At 69.9% G+C, this 23,296-nt stretch carries 18 protein-coding genes, 1 tRNA gene and 2 riboswitches; of the genes, 5 read left to right on the top strand and 14 right to left on the bottom strand.

The window, feature by feature from the left end; translation table 11 throughout:
- The first annotated feature begins 22 nt into the window (after positions 1–22).
- Both ACHAAJ_RS05890 and ACHAAJ_RS05895 read left to right on the top strand, forming a co-directional pair.
- Positions 23–3,427 (top strand): DEAD/DEAH box helicase, encoded by a 3,405-nt coding sequence (locus tag ACHAAJ_RS05890; RefSeq protein ID WP_435727067.1) that lies wholly within the window; start codon positions 23–25, stop codon positions 3,425–3,427.
- Between the two features lie 269 nt (positions 3,428–3,696).
- A complete protein-coding gene (locus ACHAAJ_RS05895; protein WP_435727068.1) occupies positions 3,697–4,092 on the top strand; it encodes a hypothetical protein in 396 nt (131 codons plus the stop codon).
- Between the two features lie 91 nt (positions 4,093–4,183).
- On the opposite strand, the gene sucD is transcribed toward ACHAAJ_RS05895, so the two are convergent.
- The 3 genes from sucD to pcrA form a co-directional block, all read right to left on the bottom strand.
- Entirely contained in the window at positions 4,184–5,104 is a 921-nt protein-coding gene (gene sucD, locus ACHAAJ_RS05900; protein WP_435727069.1) for a succinate--CoA ligase subunit alpha, read from the bottom strand.
- A gap of 18 nt (positions 5,105–5,122) precedes the next feature.
- A complete protein-coding gene (gene sucC / locus ACHAAJ_RS05905; protein WP_435727070.1) occupies positions 5,123–6,289 on the bottom strand; it encodes an ADP-forming succinate--CoA ligase subunit beta in 1,167 nt (388 codons plus the stop codon).
- A 185-nt stretch (positions 6,290–6,474) separates the two neighbouring features.
- Entirely contained in the window at positions 6,475–8,892 is a 2,418-nt protein-coding gene (pcrA, locus tag ACHAAJ_RS05910; protein WP_435727071.1) for a DNA helicase PcrA, read from the bottom strand.
- A gap of 115 nt (positions 8,893–9,007) precedes the next feature.
- Here pcrA and ACHAAJ_RS05915 point away from each other — a divergent pair, with 115 nt between their 5' ends.
- Both ACHAAJ_RS05915 and ACHAAJ_RS05920 read left to right on the top strand, forming a co-directional pair.
- Entirely contained in the window at positions 9,008–9,703 is a 696-nt protein-coding gene (locus ACHAAJ_RS05915; protein WP_435727072.1) for a hypothetical protein, read from the top strand.
- 89 nt (positions 9,704–9,792) lie between these two features.
- Positions 9,793–9,869, top strand: a tRNA-Arg gene (locus ACHAAJ_RS05920).
- A 300-nt stretch (positions 9,870–10,169) separates the two neighbouring features.
- Here ACHAAJ_RS05920 and ACHAAJ_RS05925 read toward each other — a convergent pair.
- A complete protein-coding gene (locus ACHAAJ_RS05925) occupies positions 10,170–11,399 on the bottom strand; it encodes an ROK family transcriptional regulator (protein ID WP_435727073.1) in 1,230 nt (409 codons plus the stop codon).
- Positions 11,400–11,570: 171 nt separating this feature from the next.
- On the opposite strand from ACHAAJ_RS05925, the gene ACHAAJ_RS05930 reads away from it, so the two are divergent.
- Entirely contained in the window at positions 11,571–11,981 is a 411-nt protein-coding gene (locus tag ACHAAJ_RS05930; RefSeq protein WP_435727074.1) for an NUDIX hydrolase, read from the top strand.
- A gap of 21 nt (positions 11,982–12,002) precedes the next feature.
- Here the strand turns inward: ACHAAJ_RS05930 and ACHAAJ_RS05935 are convergent, their stop codons facing one another.
- The 10 genes from ACHAAJ_RS05935 to ACHAAJ_RS05980 form a co-directional block, all read right to left on the bottom strand.
- Positions 12,003–13,862 carry an ABC transporter ATP-binding protein gene (locus ACHAAJ_RS05935; RefSeq protein WP_435727075.1) on the bottom strand — a complete coding sequence of 620 codons (1,860 nt, stop codon included), beginning with the start codon at positions 13,860–13,862 and terminating at the stop codon, positions 12,003–12,005.
- Between the two features lie 49 nt (positions 13,863–13,911).
- Positions 13,912–14,685, bottom strand: a complete 774-nt coding sequence (locus tag ACHAAJ_RS05940; RefSeq protein WP_435727076.1) for an alpha/beta fold hydrolase — start codon at positions 14,683–14,685, stop codon at positions 13,912–13,914.
- Positions 14,686–14,691: 6 nt separating this feature from the next.
- A complete protein-coding gene (locus ACHAAJ_RS05945; protein ID WP_435727077.1) occupies positions 14,692–17,019 on the bottom strand; it encodes an FdhF/YdeP family oxidoreductase in 2,328 nt (775 codons plus the stop codon).
- A complete protein-coding gene (gene fdhD, locus ACHAAJ_RS05950; protein WP_435727078.1) occupies positions 17,016–17,873 on the bottom strand; it encodes a formate dehydrogenase accessory sulfurtransferase FdhD in 858 nt (285 codons plus the stop codon). The genes ACHAAJ_RS05945 and fdhD overlap by 4 nt, the downstream gene beginning before the upstream one ends.
- A 67-nt stretch (positions 17,874–17,940) precedes the next feature.
- Positions 17,941–19,149, bottom strand: coding sequence for a molybdopterin molybdotransferase MoeA (locus tag ACHAAJ_RS05955; protein WP_435727079.1), 1,209 nt, complete (start codon positions 19,147–19,149; stop codon positions 17,941–17,943).
- The gene (locus tag ACHAAJ_RS05960; RefSeq protein WP_435727080.1) at positions 19,149–19,424 is read right to left on the bottom strand and encodes a DUF6457 domain-containing protein; all 276 of its coding nucleotides are present in this window, start codon (positions 19,422–19,424) and stop codon (positions 19,149–19,151) included. Before ACHAAJ_RS05960 ends, ACHAAJ_RS05955 begins: the two co-directional genes overlap by 1 nt.
- A complete protein-coding gene (gene mobA, locus ACHAAJ_RS05965) occupies positions 19,402–20,112 on the bottom strand; it encodes a molybdenum cofactor guanylyltransferase (RefSeq protein WP_435727081.1) in 711 nt (236 codons plus the stop codon). The genes ACHAAJ_RS05960 and mobA overlap by 23 nt, the downstream gene beginning before the upstream one ends.
- A complete protein-coding gene (locus tag ACHAAJ_RS05970) occupies positions 20,109–20,606 on the bottom strand; it encodes an HNH endonuclease (protein ID WP_435727082.1) in 498 nt (165 codons plus the stop codon). The genes mobA and ACHAAJ_RS05970 overlap by 4 nt, the downstream gene beginning before the upstream one ends.
- Before the next feature lie 224 nt (positions 20,607–20,830).
- A complete protein-coding gene (locus tag ACHAAJ_RS05975) occupies positions 20,831–21,616 on the bottom strand; it encodes a C40 family peptidase (RefSeq protein ID WP_435727083.1) in 786 nt (261 codons plus the stop codon).
- 105 nt (positions 21,617–21,721) lie between these two features.
- A riboswitch (cyclic di-AMP (ydaO/yuaA leader) is annotated at positions 21,722–21,880 on the bottom strand.
- Between the two features lie 148 nt (positions 21,881–22,028).
- The gene (locus tag ACHAAJ_RS05980; protein WP_435727084.1) at positions 22,029–23,033 is read right to left on the bottom strand and encodes a M23 family metallopeptidase; all 1,005 of its coding nucleotides are present in this window, start codon (positions 23,031–23,033) and stop codon (positions 22,029–22,031) included.
- Between the two features lie 3 nt (positions 23,034–23,036).
- Positions 23,037–23,233: riboswitch (cyclic di-AMP (ydaO/yuaA leader) on the bottom strand.
- Positions 23,234–23,296 lie beyond the last annotated feature (63 nt).

Consider the following 23,296-nt stretch of genomic DNA (forward strand, 5'->3'; position numbering starts at 1 on the left):
GTGGTCGTGAAACGATAGGAGGATGGCCGAACCCGAATTTCCCCTCGTCGACGCACGTGAGATCCTCCGCGTTGTCGGCGGTGCGGCGTTCACCCGGGGCAAGGCCTACGCCAACACCGAGCACATCGGGAACTTCGAGTGGGACCCCAGCGGGCGACTCTCGGGCCGGGTGCAGGGCACCGACGCGGCGGCGTACGCCTGCGCGGTGTCCCTTGCCCGCAAGGGCGAGGCCTGGACGGTCGCCGGAAGCAGCTGCAGCTGCCCCGTGGGCACCAACTGCAAGCACGGCGCGGCGCTGCTCATCCACTCGAACACCCTGCACCTGCGCTCGCGCGACGTGTTCTTCGAAAACACCGCTCCGGCCCCTGCCCCGGCCTGGCGGGAGAGCCTCAACGGGCTGCTCGGCGCCGGAGCGCGGGCCGCAACGGCCACGGCCAACGCGGCGGCGGCCGCCAACCGCGGACAGAAGCCGGGCGACAAGTCCCACCCGCAGGCCATGGCGTTGCAGTTCGAACTGCAGGACACCACGCTGCAGGCCCACCGGCAATGGGCGCCGGGATCCGGCGTCGGGCACCAGCGCGCCGCCGCGCACCGCTGGCGGCTCGGTGTCCGCCCGATGGTCCAGTCCGGAAACGGCCGCTGGGTCCGCGGGAACCTGCGCTGGAACACCATCAGCTTCAAGACGTACGGCCTGAATCTGGACCCCGAGCAGCACCGCTGGTTCTGCCAGTTCGTACCCCTCTACCGCGCCAACGGGCAGCTCTACTTCGGCGAGGACAACGACTGGCTGTACCTGGACGAGTTCAGCTCTCCCCTGCTGTGGGCGCTGCTGGCCGAATCGGCCGAACTCGGCATCGCGCTCATCGCCGCGCGCGCCGACACCACGGTGGAACTCGGCGCACCGGCCGCCGTCGCGCTGTCCGCCTTCCGCCCGGCAGCCGACGCCGGCCTCACGCTCGTCCCGACCCTGTCCATCGACGGCCAGGTCGTCGCCCTGGAGCCGCAGCTTCCGGCCGGCGCGATCGGAAACCACGGGATCTACGCCGCCAGCGCGGACGGCTCGCTGATCCTCCTCTCCCCCGTGGAGGGGCGGCTGGACCCCACCGAGCTGGAACTGCTCCGGCGGCCCGAGGCGATCGAGGTTCCCGCCGCCGACGTCGAGGATTTCATCGCGAAGGTCTACCCGAGGCTGGGACGGCGCATCGCCGTCGTCAGTCCCGACCGTTCCGTGGACCTGCCGGACATCCTTCCGCCGAAGCTGCTGCTGCGAGTGCGCTACCCGGGCGGCGACGCCGCCGAACTGGACTGGGACTTCGACTACGGGCCGGTGCCCGTGGACGCCGACACCCGCGACGCCGAGGCCGAGGCCGCGCTGGAGAACTCCGCCCTCGCGGTGCTGGAGGACTCCCCCGCGCTGGCCGGCCGCGTGCTGGCCCCCCGCACGCTGCGCGGCCTGGACACGGTGGACTTCGTCCGGCGCATCCTGCCGGCACTCCGCGCGCTCGAGGGCGTCGTCGTCGACCAGACCGGCAACGAACCCGAATACCGCGAGCTGACCGAGGCGCCCGAGCTCACCGTCACCACGGTCGAGTCCGAGCGCCGCGACTGGTTCGATCTGGGGCTGGTCATCGCGGTCGGCGAACGCCGCCTGCCCTTCAGCGAGATCCTGCGTGCGCTCTCCCGCGGGCAGACCCGCATGCTGTTGCCGGACAAGACGTACTTCTCGCTCGAACACCCGCTGTTCGACAAGCTGCGCGAACTGGTCAGCGAGGCCTCGCAGCTGCACGACAAGACCAACGAACTGCGCATCACGCGCTACCAGGCATCCCTGTGGGAGGAGCTCGACGAACTGGCCACGCACACCGAGGGCCCGGACTCCTGGCACTCCGGCGTCGCGGCCCTGATGAACGTGGCCGAGGCCGGACCCGTGGACCTGCCCGCGGGTCTGCGCGCCGAGCTGCGGCCGTACCAGCGCGAGGGCTTCGAATGGCTCGCCATGCTGTGGCGCAACGGCCTCGGCGGCGTGCTTGCCGACGACATGGGCCTGGGCAAGACCCTGCAGGCGCTCGCCCTGATCCTGCACGCCAAGGAACAGTGGGCCACCGGGGCGTCCGCGGACTCGGCCACACCGGGACGCGTCGCCGCCGCCGAGGCCGGAGCGCCGGCGTCGTCCAGCCCGCTGGTTCCGGGGCCCTTCCTGGTGGTCGCGCCGACGTCGGTCGTGTCCAACTGGGCTGACGAGGCCGCGCGGTTCTCGCCGGACCTTCGGGTCGCGACGGTCGCGGACACCCAGTCACGCGCGACGCGTTCGCTGGCGGCGCTGGCCGGGGAGTACGACGTCGTCGTGACCTCCTACACCCTCTTCCGCCTCGACGCCGAGGCCTACCAGTCCGTCGCCTGGGCCGGTCTGATCCTGGACGAGGCGCAGTTCGTCAAGAACAAGGCCACGAAGGCGCACCACGCGGCCCGCGACCTCGACGCGCGCTTCAAGCTGGCCATCACCGGCACGCCGATGGAGAACAACCTGATGGAGCTGTGGTCGATCTTCGCGATCGTCTCCCCCGGGCTGTTCCCCTCCGGCCTGCGGTTCGCCGAGCACTTCCAGCGCCCCATCGAGAAGCAGGGGCTCGGCGAGCCGCTGGCGAGGCTGCGCCGCCGCATCCGGCCGTTCATGCTCCGCCGCACCAAGGCCGCCGTGGTCACCGACCTGCCGCCCAAGCAGGAACAGGTGCTGCACGTGGAGCTCGCGCCGAAGCACCGCAAGATCTACGACACGCACCTCCAGCGCGAGCGGCAGAAGATCCTGCGCCTCGTCGAGGACATGGACAAGAACCGCTTCACCATCTTCCAGTCCCTAACCACGCTGCGGATGCTGTCCCTGGACGCCTCGCTGGTGGATCCGGAGTACGCCGGCGTGCCCTCGGCCAAGCTGGACGTGCTGTTCGAGCAGCTCGAGGACGTCCTGGCGGAGGGACACCGCGCCCTGGTCTTCAGCCAGTTCACCTCCTTCCTGAAGAAGGCGGCGGCCCGTTTGGACGCGGAGAACGTGGAGTACACGTACCTGGACGGTTCCACCCGCAACCGTCCCGACGTCATCAAGGCGTTCAAGTCCGGGCAGGCGCCCGTGTTCCTCATCTCGCTCAAAGCAGGCGGCTTCGGGCTGAACCTGACCGAGGCGGACTACTGCTTCCTGCTGGACCCGTGGTGGAACCCGGCAGCCGAGTCCCAGGCCGTGGACCGCGCGCACCGCATCGGGCAGACCCGCAACGTGATGGTCTACCGGATGGTCGCCAAGGACACGATCGAGGAGAAGGTCGTGGCGCTGCAGGACGCGAAGCGGCAGCTGATCTCCTCGGTGATGGACGAGGGCGAGGGCTTCGGGTCCGCCATGACCGCGCAGGACATCCGCGACCTCCTGAAGGACTAGCCGCGCGTGTGAAGCAACATGTCGGCCCGCTACGCAACATGGGGTTCCCACCGCGCGGCGTCCGGCGTACGCGCTAGGCTGGAACCAGCTTCACGAGACATGGCAGCGCCGGAGGAACCCTCCGGCGCAAAGCTCCGACTGGCCATGCACCAACCCCAAGTGCGGGCGGGATCCACCAGGATCGCGTCCCGGATTGTTCGGCGGGTGGTTCGGATGACGAAGCGGCCCACGGCAGCCGCCGCGGGCAAGGACGATCCGAAAGGTCCGCCGTGGCCCCGCTGCACAACACCCACCTGTCACACCCACCGGCCCGCTCCGGAGTGCCGGCGCATCCCGTGGGAGCGGCGCATCCCGCGTCCGCTCCACGGCCTCCGGCGCTGCGCGGCACCGCCGCGCACACGACGCCTCGCTTCGCCAACGACTGGATCGGGGCCACACTGCGGCTCTGCCCCGAACGCCGCCTGGCGCGGATCGCCAGCGGCGGGATCGAGTGGCTCCTCGCCGCGAACGACATCGACACCCTCGTTGCCGCCGCGCCCGAGGCACTGGACGCGCCCGGGGTGCCCGTGGAGTGGAACCCCGGCCTGGAGCGGGTGCTGGTTCCCGGCGCCTTCGAGCGGGTCGGCACCAGCTTCTTCGCGTTGGACCGCCAGTCCGCCTCCTAGGGCCGGAACGCGTGTGGCCCGGCCCCCAAAGGGGTCCGGGCCACACGCGTCAACGCTTTCCGTTCTCCCGCGTCGGCGGGAGGCGCGGTTCCTAGAGGTTCGAGGCTTCCTCGTGCTCCGGGTAGACCTCGCGCAGCAGGTGCGCGGTCTCGGACGGGGTCTTGCCGACCTTGACGCCCGCGGCCTCGAGGGCCTCCTTCTTGGCCTGCGCCGTTCCGGAGGAGCCGGAGACGATGGCGCCGGCGTGGCCCATGGTCTTCCCCTCGGGAGCGGTGAAGCCGGCCACGTAGCCGACGACCGGCTTCGTGACGTTGTGCTTGATGAACTCCGCGGCACGCTCCTCTGCGTCGCCGCCGATTTCGCCGATCATGACGATCGCCTTGGTCTCCGGGTCCGCCTCGAACGCCGCGAGGGCGTCGATGTGGGTGGTGCCGATGACCGGGTCGCCGCCGATGCCGATGGCGGTGGAGAAGCCGAGGTCGCGCAGTTCGTACATCATCTGGTAGGTCAGGGTGCCGGACTTGGAGACCAGGCCCACGCCGCCCTTGCCGGTGATGTTCGCCGGGGTGATGCCGACCAGCGACTCGCCGGGGGTGATGATGCCGGGGCAGTTCGGGCCGATGATGCGCGTGACCTGCTTGCCGTCGGCGTCGACCTTGGACTGGGCCAGGGCCCAGAACTCGGCCGCGTCCTGCACGGGCACGCCCTCGGTGATGACCACGACGAGGCCGATGCCGGCCTCGATGGCCTCGACGACGGCGTCCTTGGTGAACTTCGGCGGGACGAAGACGATCGACACGTCCGCGCCGGTCTCGGCCATGGCCTCGGCGACCGCGCCGAAGACCTTGATCTCCTTGTCGCCGTGGGTGACCGTGGTGCCGGCCTTGCGGGCGTTCACGCCGCCGACGACCTGGGTGCCCGCGTGCAGCATGCGCGCGGTGTGCTTGGAGCCCTCGCCGCCGGTGATGCCCTGGACGATGACCTTGGAATCCTTATTGATGAAGATAGCCATGTTTGTTTCCCCTGATCCTTAGGCGTTCGCCAGTTCGGCGGCCTTGTCGGCGCCCTCGTCCATGGTCGTGGCGAGGGTGACCAACGGGTGGTTGGCGTCGCGCAGGATGCGGCGGCCCTCGTCTACGTTGTTGCCGTCCAGTCGGACGACGAGCGGCTTGGTGGCCTTCGAGCCCAGGATCTCCAGGGCCTTGACGATGCCGTTGGCGACCGCGTCGCACGCGGTGATGCCACCGAAGACGTTCACGAACACGCTCTTGACCTGCTCGTCGTTGAGGATGACGTCCAGCCCGGCCGCCATGACCTCGGCTGAGGCTCCACCGCCGATGTCAAGGAAGTTGGCGGGCTTGACGTCGCCGTGGCTCTCGCCGGCGTAGGCGACGACGTCCAGCGTGGACATGACCAGTCCGGCGCCGTTGCCGATGATGCCCACCTGGCCGTCGAGCTTGACGTAGTTCAGGCCGGATTCCTTGGCCTTGGCCTCAAGCGGATCCGCGGCGCCCTTGTCCTCCAACTCCTCGTGGTCCGGGTGCCGGACCTCGGAGGCGTTCTCGTCCAGGGAGACCTTGCCGTCCAGCGCGATGATCTCGCCGGCGCCGGTCTTGACGAGCGGGTTGACCTCAACGAGCGTGGCGTCTTCCTTGACGAACACGTCCCAGAGCTTGAGGATCGCGTCGGCGACCTGGGCGCGCAGTTCCGGGGCGAAGCCGGCGGCGTCGACGATCTCGTCGGCCTTGGCCTGGTCGATCCCGACGCCGGGGTCGACGGCGACCTTCGCGAGGGCCTCGGGGCGCTCGACGGCGAGCACCTCGATCTCCACACCGCCTTCGACCGAGCACATGGCCAAGTAGTTGCGGTTGGCGCGGTCCAGCAGCACCGAGAAGTAGAACTCCTCGGCGATGTCGGCGCCCTGGGCGATCATGACCTTGTTGACCGTGTGGCCCTTGATGTCCATCCCGAGGATGTCGGACGCGTAGGCGAACGCCTCGTCGGCGTTTTTCGCGACCTTGACGCCGCCGGCCTTCCCGCGGCCGCCTACCTTGACCTGCGCCTTGACGACGACGACGCCGCCGATCTTCTCGGCAGCGGCCTTGGCTTCTTCGGGGGTGTACGCAACGATGCCGGCAAGCACGGGTACTCCGTGCGCCTCAAACAAATCGCGCGCCTGGTATTCATACAGGTCCACGGGCTTGGTGTCCTTCTACGTCGAAGTCGTTTTGGCTTGGAGAGCGGCACGGTTGCCCCGCAGGCTCCAAGTGGAACTTTAGTCCCTGGGCGCAAGACGCCGCGTTCAGACTAACCCTTTAGTGAGGAAGGGCACAGTTCTACGGTTTGTAGAGAGGTCACGTTTCGCGGTATGGGGCCCGCTGCTCAGGCGGACTTCGTCAGCGGCGCGTACCGCAGCAGCAGGCGCTTCTCCTCGGCCGCGAACTTCACCTTCGCGACCGTCTTGTCCCCGGCGCCCTCGAGCGCCAGCACGACGCCGTCCCCGAACGTCGAGTGGCTGACCTTGTCCCCCACGGACAGGGCGACCACCTCCTTCTGGGGCTGCACCCGTCCGGCGGCGCGCGCGGTCGGGACGGTGCGCAGCGCCGACCCCTCGGCGTCCCCGGCGCGACGCGAATCCGACCGCCCGCCGCCGGCGCCCGATCCGGCGCCCCAGTGGGATCCGGCGTCGTACCGGCTGGTGGCGAAGTCCTTGCGGAGCGACCCGCCGAAGCCGCCCATCGGCGTGCGGACCGCGCCCTCGCGCTTCCAGTCGAGCAGCGGCGCCGGGATCTCCTCGAGGAACTGGCTGGCCGGGTTGTACTGCGCCTGGCCCCACAGGCTCCGGTACTCGGCGCGCGTGACGTAGAGCCGGCGTCGTGCGCGGGTCAGGCCGACGTAGGCGAGCCGGCGTTCCTCGGCGAGCTCCTTGGGGTCCGTCATCGAGCGCTGGTGCGGGAAGATGCCGTGCTCCATGCCCGTGAGGAACACGACCGGGAACTCCAGCCCCTTGGCCGTGTGCAGCGTCATGAGCGTGACGACCCCCTCCTGCCGGGCCATCTCCGCACCCTCGGCGTCCGTGGGCGCGTCAGGAATGGAATCCGCGTCCGCCACCAGCGACACCTGCTCCAGGAAATCGCCGAGCGCCCCCTCGGGGTTGTCCCGCTCGTAGTCGCGGACCACGGCGACCAGCTCGGCCAGGTTCTCCACGCGGGATTCGTCCTGCGGGTCGTCGGACTTGCGCAGCATCTCCAGGTAGCCGGTCTGCTCCAGGACGGCCTCGAGCGACGCGGCCGCACCGGAGCCCTCGGCCACCACGGCGAGATCGTCGATGATCTTCACGAACGACGCCACGGACTTCAGGCTCCGCGTGGCCAGCCCGGGGGCCTCCTCGGCCCGGCGCAGCGCCTCCAGGAAGGCTATCCGCTCGCGCTGGGCCAGCGCCGCCACGGCGTACTCGGCCCGGTCGCCGATGCCGCGCTTGGGTTCGTTGAGGATCCGCCGGACGTTGATATCGTCCTCGGGGTTCACGAGCACCCGCAGGTACGCGAGGGCGTCCTTGACCTCCTTGCGGTCGTAGAAGCGGGTGCCGCCGACCACCTTGTACTTCAGGTCCACGCGCATCAGCTGCTCCTCCAGGGAGCGGGACTGCGCGTTGGTCCGGTAGAACACCGCGACGTCGCCCGGACGGATGCCGTCCTCGTCGTTGAGCCGGAGGATCTCCTCGGCGATCCAGCGCGCCTCGTCCTGCTCCGACTCCCCCACATAGCCGACGATCTTCGCGCCGTCGCCCTCCGCGGTCCACAGCCGCTTCTCCGGGCGGTCCGGGTTCAGGGAGATCACGGCGTTGGCCGCGGTCAGGATGTTCTGGGTCGAGCGGTAGTTCTGCTCCAGCTTGATGGTTTCCGCGTCCGGGTAGTCCTTGCCGAACTCGACGATGTTGCGGATGTCCGCGCCGCGGAACGCGTAGATGGACTGGTCCGAGTCCCCGACCACGGTCAGCTCGCCCCCGGGGGTGTGGCCGCCGGGTCCCGTCAGCTCGCGCACCAGCGAATACTGGGCGTGGTTGGTGTCCTGGTACTCGTCCACCATGACGTGGCGGAAGCGGCGGCGGTAGTTGTCGGCGACGCCCGGGAAGGCGCGGAAGATGTTGACCACCTGGCCGATCAGGTCGTCGAAGTCCATGGCGTTGGCCTGCCGCAACCGCTGCGTGTAGCCGCGGTAGACCTCGGCGACTGCCGCCGTAAACGGTTCCCCACCGCCGGCCGTGGCCGCGAAGTCCTCGTCGTCGATCAGCTCGTTCTTCAGCGCCGAGATCTTGTGCGCCATCGCCTTGGGCGCGAACTTCTTCGGGTCCAGGTCCAGGCCCTTGGCGACCATCGTGATCAGCCGGAGGGAGTCTGCGGAGTCGTAGATGGAGAAGTTCGACTTCAGCCCCACCGACGGCGCCTCGCGGCGCAGGATCTTGACGCAGGAGGAGTGGAACGTGGAGATCCACATGCGGTCCGAGTCCGGACCCACCAGCGCGCCGATGCGTTCGCGCATCTCGGCGGCCGCCTTGTTGGTGAACGTGATCGCCAGGATCTCGTGCGGCCGGGCGCGGCCCGTGGCGAGCAGGTAGGCGATCCGGTGGGAGAGCACGCGCGTCTTGCCGGAGCCGGCGCCGGCGACGATGAGCAGCGGCGAGCCCGCGTGCCTCACGGCCTGCTCCTGCTCCGGGTTCAGTCCCTCGAGGAGGGCCGCGGCATCGGGTCGGGCGGGTCGGCTGGGCGGCGCGGAAAAGTCGTCGAAAAGGAAATCCATGGTGCCCCCAGTCTACGGTTAGGGTACGACGCAAGGGGCGGCCATCCACAGCCGCGGGCCCACCCTCCGGTGCCCGCGGACCGGGACGCGCGGCCCCGGCCCGCATACTGGGGGGATGTCGAAAAAGTCCGGCCAGCGCCGCCGCCCAAAGAAAAACCGCAAGCCAGCCGGTCCGGCCGGGAATCCCCCGCCGCAGGTGTCGGGCCGCGCCGCACCCCGCCCCGGAGCCGGCGGGGCCGTGGTCAACGGCACAACGTCGCGGAGCCCGCAGGCGGCGGAGTCCAACGGGAACCTGATCCTGGTGGCCGGCTTCATCGCGGCGACCCTGCTGTTTTGGTACTACCACCTGCTGACGCTGAACCAGATGGCCGACCTCACCGGCGGGCTCACGGTTCCCGACCAGCTCATCGGGGGCTACGGCCCCGCCCAGGTCGAGGCCCTTCGCGCGGCGATGGACGACGCGGCCCGCGGCCAACTGAACTACCTCCACAAGACCGCGGGGCTGCTGTTCCCGCTCTTCCTGGCGCTGATCACCATGCTGGCGGTCAACATCCACGTGGCCCGTGGCGCGCTGCGGTGGTCCCTGTGGGCCGTGCCGATGCTGTTCGCGGTCACCGACCTGTGGGAGAACGCCGCGATCGACGGGATCCTGGCCGGTCCGGCGGACGCCGGCGCGATCGCCCTGGCCAGCGCCCTGACGACCACGCGATGGATCCTGCTGTTCGGCACGGTGGGCGTCGCCGGCTTTGCCCTGATTCGGTCCTTCGTGTCCACGTTCCGGGCGAAGTGGTCCGGAGCCGGATTGTCCTAGCTCGCCGGACCGGCGGGCATTTGGAACGACGCGGCCGGCTCCCGCTAGTATGGTTGCTGTCCGCCGCGCACCACAGCGCCGGCGACCAAGCCCCTGTAGCTCAGTTGGATAGAGCGACCCTCTCCTAAAGGGTAGGCCATCGGTTCAATTCCGGTCAGGGGCACCATGGACGCCGCTCCCTCGAGGGGCCGGTCCGTCGAGTCGGCAAAAGAGTAGGGCCACCGGCCGGTTCAGAGTCAGATGGCTCCCTATGCATCATCTTCAGCGTTAACCGGCCGGTGGCCCTGTGGGCGTTGTCCCCCGACAGCCAAACCGCCGTTCTCCCACCAGCCGCGACGGCATCTGAGACCCGCTCTGCCGCGGCGGTGGGCGGTTAGGTTGCCGCAACACCACCCCATTATCTAAATCCAATAGAGATGCGAAGTCAATCCGTTGGTCACAAGGCGTCAACTCCAGCGCAACAGGTTCAGCGCAACAAGAGGGCGCTCGCCTTCGGGGAAAGGGCCGCGTCGAGCACCGCGCACGCCCCGCCGATGGCCGCGTTGCGGTGTCCCAGCTTGGAGGTTTCCACCCGGATACCGTGGATCGCCTTGGCGGTGAAACGCTCGTTGATGATTCCGGCGACCGTGTCCAGGCAGAGGTCGCTGACCCGCGACCAGACGGGCCCGCCGATGACCACCCGGTCCACATCCAGGGCGTTGACCAGTTGGGCCACCATGTTCGCGATGAGCGAGGCGCACCGGATGACCAGCTCCACTGCGGCTTCGTTGCCTTCGCCGGCAAGCTGCACCAAGCGGTTCAGTGCGGCGGCGCGCTCCGCTACGGTTCCGTCGGCGTTCGCCCCTAGGTCCAGGCCGGCTGCGGAGGCTTGGCGCGACAGGTTGTCGAAGGACAGGGCGCCTGCCAGGCAGTCGTTGCGTCCGCACACGCAGGGGAAGGTTTCCTCGCCCACCGAGTAGTGGCCGATCTCTCCGGCGTTGTTGCTGACCCCGCGCATCACCTCGCCGCCGAGGACGATGCCCACGCCGACACCGGTCCCGCCGTAGACGCAGACGAAGTTGGCTCTGTTCTCCTCATTCGTGCCGTTCCAGAGCTCGGCGATGGACGCGGCGATCGTGTCCTTCTCCATCACGACGTCCAGCCGCAGCAAGTCCTTCAATGGCTTGACGATCTCCACCTCGGTCCAGCCGTCCAGCAGGGGCGGGCCCACCACGACTCCGCGGCCGGAATCGAGCGGACCCGGCACGGCGACGCCGACTCCGACGATCCGGTCCCTCGCCTGCCCCGATTCGGCGATCAGCGCCTCCGCCGACTTGGCGATCAGGGCCATGGTGCTCTCGGGGTCTTCGACCGATGGCGTGTCCAGTCGTTCCGAGGCGACCACGTCGCCGCGGAGGTCGACCATCACCACTGAGATCAGGCCCGGGTCGAAGTGGATGCCGATCGCCATGAGCCGGTCGGCCTCCAGCTCGAGCACGGTCCGGGGCTTTCCGGGCCCGGACACCACGGTGCGGTCCTCGCGGACGAGTCCGTCGTCCAACAGGCGCCTGACCACGTTGGAGATGGTCTGCGGGGAAAGCCCCGTCGACTCAGCGAGTTCCACGCGGCTGACGCCGTCGCGGGCGCGCCGGATGGACTCGAAAATGACCGCCTGGTTGAAATCGCCGAGCCGGCCGAGGTTGGTGCCGCGCTGCATCTGGTCTCCATATTCGTTCCGCATCGGACTGCCGTTGCCCTGGCGTTGTTTCCGGAACAACGTCCCCAACATCTCCGGCGCCACAGGGCGAATCACTTTGATAATACAGATGAGTAGGCCTTACTGGTTCAGTCGGAACCAGAGGCGCGCCGCGTTGCTAGGCTGGGCGGCATGCCAACCGTCCTGACCGTCGCCGCCGTCCGCCTGCTGGACGGCTCCGGGCGCATCCTGCTGGTGCGCAAGCGCGGCACAACGGTGTTCATGCAGCCCGGCGGCAAGCTCGAGCCCGGCGAGGCCCCAAATGCGGCGGCGCTGCGCGAACTCCACGAGGAACTGGGACTCGTCGTCGCGCCGCGGGATCTGGTCCCGCTGGGCGATTGGTCGGGCCCGGCCGCGAACGAGGCGGACACGGACATCCGCGCCCACCTCTTCGGCGCGATGCTCGACGGCGAGCCGCGCGTCGCGGCCGAGCTGGAGGAAATGGTGTGGGAGTCGCCGGAGTCCGCCCTGCGCCGCACGGACATCGCGCCCCTGCTGCGCGACCACGTGCTGCCGGAGCTGCTGCGGACGCGTCACGGCTAGTACCGCGCCGCGCCGGAGCGGCTACGCGTCGGCGAACTGCGTCCGATAGAGCTCGGCGTAGCGGCCGCCCTCGGCCAGAAGTTCCCCGTGCGTCCCGCGTTCGACGATCCGGCCCTCCTCGATAACCAGGATCGCGTCGGCCGAACGGACCGTCGAGAGCCGGTGCGCGATGACGACTGCGGTGCGCCCCGCCAACGCCTCGCCGAGCGCGGCCTGCACGGCGGCCTCGTTCGTGGAGTCCAGCGCCGCGGTCGCCTCGTCCAGCAGCACCACGCGCGGGGCGGCCAGCAGGAGCCGCGCAATGGTCATGCGTTGGCGTTCGCCGCCGGAGAGGCGGTAGCCGCGCTCCCCCACCATGGTGTCCAGCCCGTCCGGCAGCGACCGCACCAGATCCTCGAGCCGCGCCCGGGTCAGGGCGCCCCACAACTCGTCGTCGCCGGCCTCCGGCGCGGCGAGGCGCAGGTTCGCGCCGATCGTCTCGTGGAACAGGTGCCCGTCCTGGGTCACCATGCCCACGGTGTCCCGCAGCGAGGCGAACGTCGTGTCGCGGACGTCGACTCCGGCCAGCTCCACGGCGCCGGAATCGACGTCGTACAGCCGCGCCAGAAGTTGCGCGATCGTGGATTTGCCGGCGCCCGAGGACCCCACCAGCGCATACGTCTTTCCGGCCTCCACCTCGAAGTCCACGCCGTGCAACACCTCCTCGCCGCCGCGGGTGTCCAGGACCGCGACGTCCTCCAGCGACGCCAGCGAGACCTTATCCGCGCCGGGGTACCCGAAGCGCACGTCCCGGAAGCGCACCGAAATCGGTCCGGCGGGCAGCGGCCGCGCGTCCGGCTTCTCCTCTATGAGCGGCTTGAGGTCCAGCACTTCGAAGACGCGGTCGAAGCTCACCAGCGCGCTCATGATCTCCACGCGTGCGTTGGCCAGGGCCGTCAGCGGCGCGTAGAGGCGGGTGAGGAGCAGGGCCAGCGTCACGACGTCGCCCGCGGCCAGTTCCCCACGCAGGGCGTAGATGCCGCCCAGCCCGTAGACGAGCGCCAGCGCGAGGGCCGCAACGAGGGTCAGCGCGGAGACGAAGAGGAACTGCCGCATCGCCATCTTCACGCCAATGTCCCGCACGCGGGCGGCCCGCGTCGCGAATTCGCCGGATTCCGCCTCGGGCCGGCCGAAGAGCTTGACGAGCGTCGCACCCGGGGCCGAGAACCGCTCGGTCATCTGCGTGCCCATGGTGGCGTTGTGGTCCGCGGCCTCACGCCGCAGCCGCGCCAGGGTGAGGCCCATGCGGCGCGCGGGGATGAGGAAGATCGGCAGCATCAGGACGGACAGCACCGTCACCTGCCACGACGTGCTCAGCATCACGCCCGCGGTCAGAGCCAGCGCGACGACGTTGCTCACCACCCCGGACAGCGTCCCGGCGAATGCCGACTGCGCGCCGATGACGTCGTTGTTGAGCCGGCTGACCAGCGCCCCGGTCCGGGTCCGCATGAAAAAGGCAATGGGCATGCGCTGCACATGGTCGAACACGCGCGTGCGCAGGTCGTAGATCACCTGTTCACCGAGGCTGGAGGACAGCCACCGGGTCAGGATGGTGACGCCGGCCTCGGCGACGGCGACAACGGCGATCAGCACCGCAAGACGGATGATCGTGGAGGCGGGTCCCCCTGCCACGATCGCGTCCACCACCTGGCCGGCCAGGACCGGGGTGGCCACGGCCAGCACGGCGGCAACCACCGAGATGAGGATGAACGCGGTGAGCCGGCCCCGGTACTGCCTCGCGAAGTCGACGACGCGGCGCAGCGTTCCCGGCGTGAACTGCCTTCCCCCGTCGGCGGAGGAAAGCCTCCAGATCGACCCCCAGGCCGCGTGTTCCATGCTCATGTGCGTTGCGCTCCCTCCGGCGTCGGGGCGACCGCCCCGACCCTCCATCCTACGTGTGGAGCCGCTCCTGAAGCCGCATGACGGCCCGCTCAACGTCGGCCGGCGCCTCCAGCGGCGGCGTGTGCCCGCAGCCGGGAACGAGGGTGAAGTCCGCATCGGGGAACACGGCCTGCCATGCCCGCGAGTCCACGGGCTTGCGCTTGGCATCCAGCTCGCCGTGCAGCAGCTCCACCGGCAGCCCCTCGGCCGGTATCCGGCCCTCCGGCAGCCCGGCGATGCGCCCCGGGGCGAGGAAATCCGCGGCGTACTGGCTCTCCAGCATGGACACCGCCGGCTCCGGACCCACGAGGCGGCTGTACCGAACCATCGAGTCGATCCAGGATTCCCGCTGCGCCGGAGTCCCGGACGCGATGTTCAGCCACGCGAATCCCCGCCATTGGGCGTCCGTCACGGCGGCGCGCAGTCCGGCGAGCATGTCGTCGATCGAAGAGTGCGCGCGCATGTTCGGGCCCGAGTCGACCAACACCAGCCCGGCCACGAGGTCCGGGTGGGCCAGTGCCGTCAGCGCCGCGACGGCGCCGGCGGTCGAATGCCCGACGACCGTGGCCGGCCCGTGCCCCCGCTCTCCGATCAGCCCGGCGACGGCGTCCGCCACGGACTCGAGCGTGGGTTGGGGCACGTCGCGCATCCAGTCGAAGGGCACGGGATCGAACCCGCCGCGGGCAACGAGCCGCGCCGCCACGACGTCGTATGCCGTGGTTGGGACCAGCGTGCCCGGAAGCAGGACCACCGTGCGCGGCTCCGGACGCCCGTGGCCGGACATGGCAGGTTAGAGCCTCTCGTCGAAGGTGCTTCCCGGCTCGCGCGTGTGCGGCAGGAATCGGACCATCATCGCCTTGTAGCCGGGGGTGTTCGATTCGCGCGCGACGAGCCCGCGGTGCACCAACGCGTTGGCCTCGGGGAAGTAGGCCGCCGCGCAGCCGCGGGCGGTCGGGTAGGCGACCAGCCGGAAGCGGTTGGCGCGGCGCTCGGTGCCGCCGAACGTGGAGACCACGTCCACCAGGTCCCGGTCCTTGACGCCGAGTTCGGCCAGGTCCTCGGGGTGGACCAGGATCACGCGGCGGCCGCCGGAGATCCCCCGGTAGCGGTCGTCCAACCCGTAGAAGGTGGTGTTGTACTGGTCGTGGCTGCGCATGGTCTGCAGGACCAGGTGCCCGGGCGGGGGCGTGAGGTACTCCAGCGGGCTCACCGTGAACCTGCCCTTGCCGATGTCGGTCGCGAACGTCCGCGTGTCGCGGGGCGGGTTGGGCAGCACGAACCCGTTCCTGCCCCGCACCCGGGCGTTGAAGTCCTCGAAGCCGGGCAGCACGCGGGAAATGTGGTCGCGGACCACGTCGTAGTCCTCCGCCATGGCCTTCCAGTCCACGGCGTGGTTTGGGCCGAAGACGGCCTGCGCCATGCGCGCCACGATCACGGGCTCGGCGAGGAGATGCCTGGAGATGGGCGCCAGGCGGCCCTGGCTGGTGTGCACCACGGACATCGAGTCCTCCACGGACACGAACTGCGGTCCGCCCGGGTGCTTGTCGTCGCGGTCGGTCCGGCCCAGCGTCGGCAGGATGATGGAGGTCTTGCCGTGGACCACGTGCGAGCGGTTCGGCTTGGTGGAGATGTGCACCGTGAGCCCGGCGCGGCGCATGCCGGCCTCTAGCGCCTCGGTGTCGGAGCACGCCAGCGAGAAGTTCCCTCCCATGGAAACGAACACGTCGACGTCGTTCTCCTCGAACGCCTCGACCGTCTCCGTGGAGTCGTACCCGTGGGCGCGGGGGCTTTCGATGCCGAACTCGGCGTCGATCGCGGCAAGCAGCTTCTCCGAGGGCTTCTCCCAGATACCCATGGTGCGGTCGCCCTGCACGTTGGAGTGGCCGCGGACCGGGCACGCTCCCGCGCCGGGCTTGCCGAAGTTGCCCTGCAGCAGCAGCAGGTTGACGATCTCGCGCAGCGTGTTGACGGAGTGCGGCTGCTGGGTCAGGCCCAGCGCCCAGCAGATGATGGTCCCCTTGGACTTGGCCAGCATCCCGGCGATCGCGGAGATCTCCATGCGGGAAAGCCCCGTGGCCTCCTCGGTGGCGTCCCAGTCCAGTTCGGCGCGGGCGGCTGCGTATTCGGCGAAGCCGTCGGTCTGCGCGTCGACGAAGGCGCGGTCCACGACGGAGCCGGGGACGCGTTCCTCCTCCTGCAGCAGCAGGTGCCCGAAGGCCTGGAAAAGCGCCAGGTCCCCGCCCACCTTGATCTGCAGGAACTCGTCGGCGATCGTGTCCCCGTTGCCTATTGCGCCCCTCAGCGACTGCGGATCCTTGAAGTTCAGCAGGCCCGCCTCCGGCAGCGGGTTCACGGCCACCACCTTGGCGCCCTTGCGCCGCGCGTCGGCCAACGCCGAGAGCATCCGCGGGTGGTTGGTGCCGGGGTTCTGACCGACGACGAAGATCAGCTCGGCGTGGTCGAAGTCCTCGAGGGAGACGGTTCCCTTGCCGATGCCGATGGTGGGGTTCATCGCCGTGCCGGAGGATTCGTGGCACATGTTGGAGCAGTCCGGCAGGTTGTTCGTTCCGAGGCTGCGCGCGAAGAGCTGGTACATGAACGCCGTCTCGTTGGCCGTGCGGCCCGAGGTGTAGAAGACGCAGCGGTCCGGCGTCGTGGCGTTGATGTGCTCGCCGATGGTGGCGAACGCATCCGCCCAGGAGATCGGAGAGTAGTGGGTTTCGCCCTCGCGGATGGCCATCGGCTCCGTGATGCGGCCCTGGTTGCCGAGCCAGTACTCCGTCTTCCCGGACAGTTCCTCGATGGAGTGGGAGCCCCACCAGGCGGGGTCGGCGGTCCGCGTGGTGTTTTCCTCGGCGAGCGCCTTTGCGCCGTTCTCGCAGAATTCGGCGGGCTTGCGCGCCCCGGTGATGGACTCCGGCCAGGCGCAGCCCGGGCAGTCGACGCCGTTGCGCTGGTTCACGCGCAGCATCGATCGCACCGTCCGCGAGACGCCGGCCTGAGAGAAACCGCGGTCCAGGGCGACCATCACCGCCTTGACGCCGGCCGCCGACGTCTTCGGCGCGTGGACAACGAGGTCGTTCTCGTTGATGTCATCGACGGGTGCCGATCGGTTCATGCCTTGCTCCTGGCTTCGTGGACTGCGGACGCGAGAACGCGTTCGGGGTGGGTGTAGACGTTGATGCTCTTGCCGCGGCTGAACGCGGCGAGGGTGACTCCTTCGCGGTCCGCCAACTCGACGGCCAGCGAGGAGGGCGCGCTCACGGCGGCCAGTACGGGGATGCCGGCGAGGCGGGCCTTCTGCACCAGTTCGAACGAGGCGCGGCCGGAGACCTGCAGCACGGTGTCCGCCAGAGGGAGGCGGCCTTCGCGAAGCGCCCATCCGACGACCTTGTCGACGGCGTTGTGGCGCCCCACGTCCTCGCGCAGGCACAGCAGGTTCCCTTCGGTGTCGAAGAGGCCGGCGGCGTGGACGCCGCCGGTCTTGGAGAAGAGGTCCTGGCCCGCGCGGAGCGTGTCCGGCAGTCCGAGCAGCGTCTCGAGCCGGATCACGCCGCCGGACGCGTCGAGCGGCAGGCGGGCGCTCTTGGCGACGGCGTCGATCGAGGCGGTGCCGCAGATTCCGCAGGAACTTGACGTGTACACGTGGCGGTCCAGGGACGGGTCCGGGGTTGCGGCACCCGGGCCCAGCTGGGCCTCGACGACGTTGAACGTCTGCCGCCCGTTCTCGTCCTCGCCGGCGCAGAACCGCAGGCTCTGCACATGCTCGGTGGCCCAGACAATGCCCTCCCCGTTCAGGAAGCCGGCGACCAGGTCGAAGTCGTGCCCGGGCGTGCGCATGGTGACGCTGAAGGCACGCCCGTCGACGCGGATCTCCAGCGGCTCCTCCGCCGCCATGGTCTCTTCGCGTGTGCGTTCGCCGTGTTCCAGCGACAGCCGGACGACCCTACGGCGTTGGGTCAGTCGTCCCATGGGGGCCTCCTTGCGCAACCGTGCGCCGGCCGTGGCCTGTGCCACTTCCGGCGCTATTACCGCGACGCTACCACGGTAGCGGCAGGTACGTGGCGGGCCCGCCCGCGGTCAGTCCCCCGGGCGGCACGACCAGCAGCGCGTCCGCCTCCGCGAGGCCCCGCATCATCGCCGAACCCGTGTGCCGGGCGGGCTCGAGCGTGCACGGCGGGCCGGCGGTCGCCCACTTCGCGGGGATGATCCGGTGACGCCCGGGCAGCGCCGGGTGTTCCGTGGCGCTGAATGCGTCCAGGGGGGACGACGCCGGCCGGCCGGCGGCGCCGCGGAGGGCGGGTTCCAGCAGTGTCGCCACCGCGGCGAGGGCCGCCAGCGGGTTGCCGGGCAGGCTCAGCAGCAGCCTGCCGTCGGGCAGCCGGGCCAGCAGCGCCGGGTGGCCCGGACGCACTGCGACGCCGTCGACCAGCGGCTCGGCGCCGAGGTGCCGCGCGGCGGGGCGCAGGTGGTCGAGCGCGGAACCGCCCGTGCCGCCGGTAGTCACGACGATGGAGGCTTCGCGCGCCCGCGGTCCGTCGACGGCGGCGACGGTCTCTGCGAAGTCGTCGCCGATGCGCTCCACGGAGGAGACGTGGCCTCCGAGCCCGGCCACGCATGCTGGCAGGACCGGACCGAACGCGTCCCGCACGAACCCCGGACGGGGGATGCCGGAGGTGGTGACCTCCCCTCCCGTGTACACGAGCCGGACCGGCACCTCGGGGGCGAGCAGGACGCCGTCGTGCCCGGCCAACGCGGCGACGGCGACCCCTCCCGGGCTCAGCCGCGTCCCTGCCCTCAGGAGTATCGCCCCTGTCTCCGCCTCGGTGGCGGCCGGGCGGATGTCCTTCCCGTGTGGGGGGTCGATATCGGCGCGCAAGAGGCCGCCGGAGTCCCGCAACCCGTGCTCTTGGCGCAGGACGGCAGTTGCGCCCCGGGGCAGCGCGCCGCCGGTGACGATCGGCGCGGCCTCCCCCGGCGACAAGGCATGACCGAGTTCGTCCGCCTCGGCATGCCGCCCCACCGCACCGGCCACGAGGTTCCACGGACCGCGGCCGGAGACGGCCCAGCCGTCCATCGCCGAGGACGCGTAGTGGGGCAGGGGATGCAACGCGTCCAGCGGCGCGGCCAGCACGCGGCCGGTTGCCTCGGCGAGCGGATGGACGGCGGGCGGAGGCAGGCGTTCGGCGAGCGATCGGCCCGCCTCGTATGCGCCGCGACGTGCCGCCTCCCAGTCGGCTCCGGACATCAGCTCCCGCCGTCGGCGCGTCGCTGGAGGAGCGTTCGGACCAGCTGGGCGGCCGAGGCCATGCACTGTTCCTCACTGGCCATCCCGTGCCCTGCCGCCAGTCCGGCCGCGTACCCCGCGATGTAGGTGGTCAGGGGCGCGGCCGGCCGGACCACCGTATGCGCGGCTTCTCCCGCCAAGGCCAGCACGTCGTCCGTGTCCACCGGGGCTTCAGGCAGCTCGAACGCCACCAGCAGTTCCCTCACCCACGGCTCAAGTTCCGGGTGCTCGGCCACGTTGTCCTCCTGTCGCGGCACCGCTGCGGGACCGCTCATCGTTGGGGGGCAGGATGATTCCTGCGCGTCCGGCGTCCTCCCACGTGTCGATGTCGTCGTAAGCGACCCCGTCGAGGGACAAACGGACTATCTGCACCTTAGCAAGCAGACGCATCATCGATGAGTTCGCCAGTCCGCCGGCCTCGCCTTCGGCCTCCTCGATCGCCCGGACCAGTCCGGCGGACGCGACGACGCAGCTCAACGGCTGGAGCCGCCCACCCTCGTCGACCGGCACCCAGGCGGCGTCCGCGGCAAAGTCCCCACGCGCGGCGGCCAGCACCCCGGCGACGGCCGGCCCGGGCTCGATCAGGTCCGCCGCCAGCACCACCGTCAGTTCGGGCCATTCGGACGCGTCCCCGGCCAGCGCCCGCACACCCGCGGCCACGGCAGCTGCGGGGCCTCCGAAGGTCGGTTCCTCGCGGGTGAGCAGCAGCGGACGGGCACGCGTCCCGGCGACGTAGCCGGCGTCGTGCCGCTCGATCACGGGCGTCAGGTCCGCCGGTCCGACCACGGCGATGCGTTCGGCCGCCGCCACGGCCCGCAGCGCGTGTTCGAGGAGGGTCTTTCCGTTGTGCACCAGGAGGGGCTTGGACCGCCCGTCAAGGCGGCTCCCCCGGCCACCCGCGACGATCACCGCATTGAATCTCATGCCGCGGCGCTCCCCAGGAACTCTTGCCAGGCGGGCGCCGGCCGCTCGAGTTCGGTGATGTACCACTGCGGGCCGCGCGGCGGCGCGGGCCTGCACCTGAGGGTCCAGCCCAGCTGCCGCAACGTCTTGTGTCCCTTGGCGCTGTTGCACGACAGGCAGCAGGCGACCAGGTTCTCCCACGTGTCCTGCCCGCCGAGCGACCTCGGGTGGACGTGGTCCACCGTGGATGCGTGGCGCCCGCAGTATCCGCAGTGGTGGCCGTCGCGCCGCAGCACCCCGCGTCGCGTGACGTGGGCGGATCCCCGGTAGGGGACTTTGATATAGCGGTTCAGCAGGATCACCGAGGGGCGTCCCATGACGCTGCGCGGTCCGACCACCGGGTCGTCGTCCTCGGCCAGGACGCTGGCCTTGCCGGACAGCACCAACAACAGCGCTCGGCGGAAGGTGACTACGGCGAGCGGCTCGTAGCCGGCATTCAGTACCAGGGTTCGCATGGGCGTTCCTCGTTGTCCTGACGAAGCCGCGGGTAACGGTGTGTTGCGCTGCTCGCGGCATTCAGCGTTGGCTTGCGAGTTCCAGCCTAATCCCGACTGCCCCAAGAGCGCTTCCCCCGGCCGATCCGACTCGCTGGAAGGCAAAAACCGTGTCAGGAACCTTAAACGCGACCGACCCCGCCCGGAGGGGCGGGGTCGATCGCGTGTGGCTGTGTGTCGTGGCGTTAGCGTGCCAGCGTGTAGTAGCCCATGAGCGGTCCGTACGGGCTGTCCGCGGGGCGGATCACGGTGCCGACGCTCGGGTTCTGGGCGCCGATGATCTCTCCGTTGCCGATGTAGATGCCGACGTGGCCTCCACCGTTCTGGAACACCAGGTCGCCCAGCTGCGGGCTGCTGGTGCGCACGAACTGGCCGGAGGCCAGGATCGCGGAGGTGCCGCGGGCGATGTCGATGCCGGCCTGGGCATAGACATACTTGATGAAGCCTGAGCAGTCCCAGCCGGAAGGCGTGTTGCCGCCCCAAACATAGGGAGCACCTTCGAACGAGCGGGCCATGGAAGCAATGCCAGCGAGGCTTCCGTTGGGCGCTGCCTCCACTTCGGGCTCCGGCTCGGGGGCCGGTGCGGCGGCGGGGGCTGGTGCGGCTGCGGGAGCCGGAGCGGCTGCAGGTGCCGCGGCTGGCTCCGCCTCGACCGTGGCGGAGGCACGCGTCATCGGGGCCGCTTCGCGGTCCTCTTCGACGGTGTCTGCGACAGCGACGACGACCGGCTCCGGTTCGGGGGCCGGCTCCGGCTCCGGGGCCGGAGTGGAGGTGATGTCGGCGCGCTCGATCTTGAACTTCGCGGCCGCGGCCGCCGGAACGGCGACGGCCTTGACGGAGACGCGCTCCGCTGCCAGCGTGTTGGCCGGGACGGTTGCGGCTTCGCGGACGGCCGGCGTGGCCTGGGCGGGGACACCCAGGGTCAGGACCAGACCGGATGCGGCGGCGATAACCGCCGCCTGGCGACCCACGGATCCGGCGTTAGAGGCAACGGCCTTGGAAATGGATTCCAGGGGGTTCGAACGAACTGGGGTCGCGCGGTGACGACCTAGGGCATGACGCTTGGACACGATGTATTTACCTCTCCCAATGCCTGCGAGGTGAGCTGTCGGATTCGAGTGGGAGTCACTCGGTGCGCCGGCCGGATTCCGGCCTGGCGCACTTAACCCCAAGGATCCTTGCGGACCCAAAAGTTGGTTCCCCCGCCACTGCCAAGCGTGTAGTACGAACGGACCTCGCTGCGTGGCAGTGTTCGGCACTATGCGCGAGGGTGTTGGATCCATAGGCGATCCAGCACGTGTTCTAAGCTATCTGAAATATCTGTAAAAGTCACGTTCAGGTCACGGAATGATCTTTTTCCGGTGACGGAGGCGCGAAAAACGGTTAGAGCCAGCCGGCGGGATCGACGGCGCCGCCGTTCACCAGCACCTCGAAGTGCAGGTGGCATCCGGTGGAGTTGCCGGTGGTTCCGACGGCGGAGACGACGTCGCCGCGCTCGACCTTCTGCCCTACCGCGACGCTCAGGCTGCTGTTGTGGTTATAGGTGGTCTCCAGTCCATTGCCATGGTCGACCCGCACGCGGTTACCCGAGTGCCCGGCCCAACCTGACTGGACGACGGTCCCGGCGGCGGCGGCCTTCACCGGCGTTCCACACTGCGCCCCGTAGTCCTGGCCGATGTGCGAGACAATCCCGTATCCGGAGACCGGATCAACGCGGTTTCCGAACGGCGAGGTGATGCGGACGGAGTCCAGCGGCTGCGCCAGCACGCCACCGGTGTCCACCTTGGTGACGTCGCCGCCGGACGCCGACATCACGTGATCCAACTGTTGCTCCTCCGTGAAGGAGCTCGTCAGGGAACTGCGCACGATCTCGTAGCCGTCGGCTTTCGGGACACTGACATCGGTAACGGGGGCGGCCGTCTGCGCCACGGATTCCTCACCGGCCGGCTCTCCACCGAGATTCGGGTAGGCGGCGGCCAACGCCAGTCCGGAGACTGCGGCAACCGCGGCGATCTTGTGGCTGATCCCCAGGGACCGGCGGTGGACACGGGCCGGGTAGCCTCCGGTTGCGGCGAGGAGCGGCTCCGGCGGAGCGATGGGTTCCTGCGATTCATCCGCGGACGGCAGGCCAGGGACGCCGGTGCGGACCGTGGTCAGGGTGGGGCCGTAGCGCATCGCCGTGGCAAAGCGGCGGCCACCGCCCGGGGGCGTCGCCGTCGGGACCGCCGCGGTTTCCACGGCTTCCACGGCGCGCAGCGCGCGGCGGGATTCTCCGCGGGGACGGCGCGGCGCCTCTTGGGGCACACCGGGCTCCGGCTGGTCCCGAGGGCTGGTTTCGCGGACGGCACTCCGGGCACTCCGGCGTCCGGGGACTTGGTTCTGAGTCAATCGACAACCTCTCAACACGCCTGCGAAGTTAGCTGTCGGATTCGAGTTTGAGATCTACTCGGCCGTGCCGTCTTGCGAGCACCGGCTTCACCCCTAGATGCCGGACAAGGTCCGACACCTGCATGAATGGGTCCTCCACCCCTGCCCGTCGTCGTGAGAACGGACCCCGGTCCGCCGGCAGGGTTAGGCGATCGGACGGGGCGGAAGAGACGAGTCCCCTCCGTTACCCAACCGTACCCGACGCGGCGGGAAAGTAACAATTT

It is taken from the genome of Arthrobacter arnarulunnguaqae (genome assembly GCF_051262515.1).
Lineage (GTDB): Bacteria > Actinomycetota > Actinomycetes > Actinomycetales > Micrococcaceae > Arthrobacter_N.

Excerpts from the sequence above, each read along its gene's own strand:
- ACHAAJ_RS05890 (WP_435727067.1), top strand. The coding sequence starts at position 23 with ATGGCCGAACCCGAATTTCCCCTCGTCGACGCACGTGAGATCCTCCGC.
- sucD (WP_435727069.1), bottom strand. The coding sequence starts at position 5,104 with ATGGCTATCTTCATCAATAAGGATTCCAAGGTCATCGTCCAGGGCATC.
- pcrA (WP_435727071.1), bottom strand. The coding sequence starts at position 8,892 with ATGGATTTCCTTTTCGACGACTTTTCCGCGCCGCCCAGCCGACCCGCC.
- ACHAAJ_RS05915 (WP_435727072.1), top strand. The coding sequence starts at position 9,008 with ATGTCGAAAAAGTCCGGCCAGCGCCGCCGCCCAAAGAAAAACCGCAAG.
- ACHAAJ_RS05925 (WP_435727073.1), bottom strand. The coding sequence starts at position 11,399 with ATGCAGCGCGGCACCAACCTCGGCCGGCTCGGCGATTTCAACCAGGCG.
- ACHAAJ_RS05930 (WP_435727074.1), top strand. The coding sequence starts at position 11,571 with ATGCCAACCGTCCTGACCGTCGCCGCCGTCCGCCTGCTGGACGGCTCC.
- ACHAAJ_RS05935 (WP_435727075.1), bottom strand. The coding sequence starts at position 13,862 with ATGAGCATGGAACACGCGGCCTGGGGGTCGATCTGGAGGCTTTCCTCC.
- ACHAAJ_RS05940 (WP_435727076.1), bottom strand. The coding sequence starts at position 14,685 with ATGTCCGGCCACGGGCGTCCGGAGCCGCGCACGGTGGTCCTGCTTCCG.
- ACHAAJ_RS05945 (WP_435727077.1), bottom strand. The coding sequence starts at position 17,019 with ATGAACCGATCGGCACCCGTCGATGACATCAACGAGAACGACCTCGTT.
- fdhD (WP_435727078.1), bottom strand. The coding sequence starts at position 17,873 with ATGGGACGACTGACCCAACGCCGTAGGGTCGTCCGGCTGTCGCTGGAA.
- ACHAAJ_RS05955 (WP_435727079.1), bottom strand. The coding sequence starts at position 19,149 with ATGTCCGGAGCCGACTGGGAGGCGGCACGTCGCGGCGCATACGAGGCG.
- mobA (WP_435727081.1), bottom strand. The coding sequence starts at position 20,112 with ATGAGATTCAATGCGGTGATCGTCGCGGGTGGCCGGGGGAGCCGCCTT.
- ACHAAJ_RS05970 (WP_435727082.1), bottom strand. The coding sequence starts at position 20,606 with ATGCGAACCCTGGTACTGAATGCCGGCTACGAGCCGCTCGCCGTAGTC.